The organism is Mycobacterium sp., from assembly GCF_049281135.1.
Taxonomy (GTDB): Bacteria; Actinomycetota; Actinomycetes; order Mycobacteriales; family Mycobacteriaceae; genus Mycobacterium.
Map to the genome: position 1 here is coordinate 1 of NZ_JBAPRN010000574.1, position 3,681 is coordinate 3,681.

The 3,681-nt window shown below is 64.0% G+C and carries 7 protein-coding genes; 1 reads left to right on the forward strand and 6 read right to left on the reverse strand.

Going from position 1 to position 3,681, the window contains the following annotated elements; translation table 11 throughout:
- The 6 genes from rpoA to infA all read right to left on the reverse strand — a co-directional run.
- The coding region (rpoA, locus tag WAN02_RS22505; protein ID WP_422266538.1) for a DNA-directed RNA polymerase subunit alpha at nt 1–571 on the reverse strand (571 nt) is incomplete at its 3' end.
- A 79-nt stretch (nt 572–650) separates the two neighbouring features.
- Complete coding sequence (gene rpsD, locus WAN02_RS22510; RefSeq protein ID WP_422266540.1) at nt 651–1,256, reverse strand: 30S ribosomal protein S4; 606 nt, start codon at nt 1,254–1,256, stop codon at nt 651–653.
- Nucleotides 1,257–1,266: 10 nt separating this feature from the next.
- Nucleotides 1,267–1,686 (reverse strand): 30S ribosomal protein S11, encoded by a 420-nt coding sequence (gene rpsK / locus WAN02_RS22515; protein WP_285187426.1) that lies wholly within the window; start codon nt 1,684–1,686, stop codon nt 1,267–1,269.
- A 3-nt stretch (nt 1,687–1,689) separates the two neighbouring features.
- Nucleotides 1,690–2,064, reverse strand: coding sequence for a 30S ribosomal protein S13 (gene rpsM, locus WAN02_RS22520; RefSeq protein ID WP_422266543.1), 375 nt, complete (start codon nt 2,062–2,064; stop codon nt 1,690–1,692).
- 189 nt (nt 2,065–2,253) lie between these two features.
- The gene (gene rpmJ / locus WAN02_RS22525; protein WP_003879483.1) at nt 2,254–2,367 is read right to left on the reverse strand and encodes a 50S ribosomal protein L36; all 114 of its coding nucleotides are present in this window, start codon (nt 2,365–2,367) and stop codon (nt 2,254–2,256) included.
- Nucleotides 2,368–2,414: 47 nt separating this feature from the next.
- Nucleotides 2,415–2,636: a translation initiation factor IF-1 gene (gene infA / locus WAN02_RS22530; RefSeq protein ID WP_003418601.1), complete on the reverse strand. Its 222-nt coding sequence runs from the start codon at nt 2,634–2,636 to the stop codon at nt 2,415–2,417.
- A gap of 250 nt (nt 2,637–2,886) precedes the next feature.
- Here infA and WAN02_RS22535 point away from each other — a divergent pair.
- A partial coding sequence (locus WAN02_RS22535; RefSeq protein ID WP_422266545.1) for a response regulator occupies nt 2,887–3,681 on the forward strand: 795 nt, incomplete at its 3' end.

Genomic DNA, 3,681 nt, shown 5'->3' on the forward strand with positions numbered 1-3,681 from the left:
TGTCGAAGTCGGTGCGCTGCTCGACTCGGGTGGCTTCCACCTTGTAGGTGACCTTGAGCACGGGGCTGTAGATGGAATCGACCGGGATACGGCCGATTTCAGCACCGGAGGCCTTGTTCTGCACGGCCGGGACGTAGCCGCGGCCACGCTCGACGACGAGCTCGATCTCGAGCTTGCCCTTGTCGTTCAGCGTCGCGATGTGCATCTGCGGGTTGTGCACGGTGACGCCGGCCGGCGGCACGATGTCGCCGGCGGTGACCTCGCCCGGGCCCTGCTTGCGCAGGTACATGGTCACCGGCTCGTCCTCTTCTGAGGACACGACCAGGCTCTTGAGGTTCAGGATGATGTCGGTGACGTCTTCCTTGACGCCCGGCACAGTGGTGAACTCGTGCAGCACGCCGTCGATGCGGATGCTGGTGACGGCCGCGCCCGGAATCGAGGACAGCAGCGTGCGCCGCAGTGAGTTACCAAGCGTGTAGCCGAAACCCGGCTCCAGCGGCTCGATGACGAACTGCGAACGGCTGTCGCTGATGACCTCTTCGGACAAGGTCGGTCGCTGTGAAATCAGCATGGTGTTCTTCTATCTCCTTCTCGGCACCCACTATTTGATGCCGTTGGGTTTTCTGGCCGCCGCGAATGCGGCGCCAGAATTACTTCGAGTAGTACTCGACGATGAGCTGCTCGGTGAGCGGCACCTCGATCTGGGCGCGCTCGGGCAGCTGGTGGATGAGGATGCGTTGCTGCTCGCCAACCACCTGCAGCCAGCTGGGGATCGGGCGGTCACCCGCGGTCTCGCGAGCGATCTGGAACGGCACGGTGTTCAGCGACTTGCCCTTGATGTCGATGATGTCGTACTGCGACACCCGATAGCTGGGGATGGTCACCTTGACCCCGTTGACCGTGAAGTGGCCATGGCTGACCAGCTGACGGGCCATCCGCCGCGTCCGGGCGATCCCGGAGCGGTAGACCACGTTGTCCAGCCGGCTCTCCAGGATCTGCAGCAGCTCGTCACCGGTCTTACCGGGCCGGCCGGCCGCTTCGGCGTAGTAGCGGCGGAACTGCTTCTCCATGACGCCGTAGGTGAAGCGGGCCTTCTGCTTCTCCTGCAGCTGCTGGCGGTATTCGCTTTCCTTGATCCGCGCACGGCCGTGTTGACCGGGCGGGTAGGGACGCTTCTCGAAGGACTGGTCTCCACCGACGAGGTCGACGCCGAGGCGCCGCGACTTGCGGGTGATGGGTCCGGTGTAACGAGCCATTTCTTCCTACCTAGACCCTTCTGCGCTTGGGCGGGCGGCAGCCGTTGTGCGGCTGGGGGGTGACGTCAGAGATCGCGCCGACCTCGAGGCCAGCGGCCTGCAACGACCGGATCGCGGTCTCGCGGCCCGAACCCGGGCCCTTCACGAACACGTCGACCTTCTTGACGCCGTGCTCCTGCGCCTTGCGGGCAGCGTTCTCGGCGGCCAGCTGCGCGGCGAACGGCGTCGACTTACGCGAGCCCTTGAAGCCGACGTGACCGGACGACGCCCACGCCAGCACGTTGCCCTGCAGGTCGGTGATCGTCACGATCGTGTTGTTGAACGTGCTCTTGATGTGTGCGGCACCGTGCGGGACGTTCTTCTTTTCCCGACGCCGGGTCTTCTGGCCCTTCTTGGGCGCAGAGGCGGCCGCCTTCTTGGCTGGGGGCATGACTTACCTGGCCTTCTTCTTGCCGGCGATGGTGCGCTTGGGCCCCTTGCGGGTGCGCGCATTGGTCTTGGTGCGCTGACCGCGCACCGGCAGGCCGCGGCGGTGCCGAAGGCCCTGGTAGCAACCGATTTCGATCTTGCGGCGGATGTCGGCCTGCACCTCGCGGCGCAGGTCACCCTCGACCTTGAGGTTGCCTTCGATGTAGTCGCGCAGATGGGTCACCTGATCGTCGGTGAGGTCCTTGGTGCGCAGGTCTTTGTCGATCCCGGTAGCGGCCAGGATTTCGTTGGAACGGGTACGGCCAACACCGTAGATGTACGTCAACGCGACCTCCATGCGCTTATCGCGCGGGAGGTCGACGCCCACAAGTCGAGCCATGGGTGGCATTCCTTCTCTATGCGGAGGTCTGATTCCCAGCCCGTTCCCTGGCCCAGAAAACAACTCAGGGCTCCGGGGTCCGGCCTCCGTTCCGGACGTGGATGAACGGCCCATCTCTAAAGATGCCTGCCGTTCACTGGTGCTGGGAGGTCTGCATTCAGTTGTGTGTGCGCCGCACGGCGCGGGCGATTAGCCCTGACGCTGCTTGTGGCGCGGATCGGAGCAGATCACCATGACCCGCCCATGCCGACGGATCACCCTGCACTTGTCGCAGATCGGCTTGACGCTCGGGTTCACCTTCACGGCTTCTTGATCCTGTTCTGTCTCTCGTCGGTTAGTTCTTCGGGCTTTTACTTGTAGCGGTACACAATGCGGCCACGGGACAGGTCGTAGGGAGACAACTCCACCACCACCCGGTCCTCGGGCAGGATGCGGATGTAGTGCTGCCGCATCTTGCCACTGATGTGGGCAAGCACCTTGTGGCCGTTTTCCAGCTCAATGCGGAACATCGCATTGGGCAGGGGCTCGACCACGCGGCCCTCGACCTCTATGGCGCCGTCCTTCTTGGCCATAACGTCTCTGAAATCCTCGTCTTTTGGTTTCGTTGCTTCTACGCCCGGATCAGCGCAGCATTCGCCGGCTTTATAACGTGAGCCAGTGACAGGAAATTCCTAAGACAGGGCACGCAAGAAACCAGCGCGATGACGCACCGTTGCTCCACGATACCCGCTGATTCGTGCTGGCCAAAATCGCTGTCAGAGAATTTGGGACCGCCACCCTCACCCCCACACGGTAGGCCTGACAAGCGCATACTTGACGCTGATGACTAACCCCGCGAGTGCCGATACCGCATCACGCAAACCGGTGATGCTGACCGTCGACGACGATCCCGGGGTGTCCCGGGCCGTTGCCAGGGATCTGCGGCGCAAATATGGCGATGCCCACCGGATTGTGCGGGCCGAATCGGGCCCGGACGCGCTGGACACCCTCAAGCAGCTCAAGTTGCGCGGTGAGACGGTCGCCATGCTCGTCGCCGACTACCGGATGCCCCAGATGACCGGTATCGACTTCCTCGAGAAGGCAATGGACCTCTACCCGGCGGCCAAGCGGGTGTTGCTGACCGCGTACGCCGACACTCACGCCGCCATCGACGCCATCAACGTCGTCGACCTGGACCATTACCTGCTCAAGCCGTGGGACCCGCCCGAGGAGAAGCTCTACCCCGTCATCGACGATCTGCTGGATGCCTGGAAGCGGGCGCCCGAAAGACCCATCCCGCACACCAAGGTGATCGGTCACCGCTGGTCGGCGCGGTCCTGGGAAGTCCGAGACTTCCTGGCCCGCAACGGGCTGCACTACAACTGGTTCGCCTCCGACGAGCCCGTCGGCGAGCAACTACTTCAAGCGGCCGGCGAGGACGGCAAGCGGCTACCGGTCGTCGTCACCGAACACGGCGACCCGCTCATCGAACCCAGCAACGCCGAACTGGCCGACACATTGGGCCTGACCACCACGCCGTCACAAGACTTCTACGACCTGATCGTGGTCGGCGGCGGGCCCGCGGGCCTGGCCGCCGCCGTCTACGGCGCTTCCGAAGGCCTGCGCACGGTGTTGATC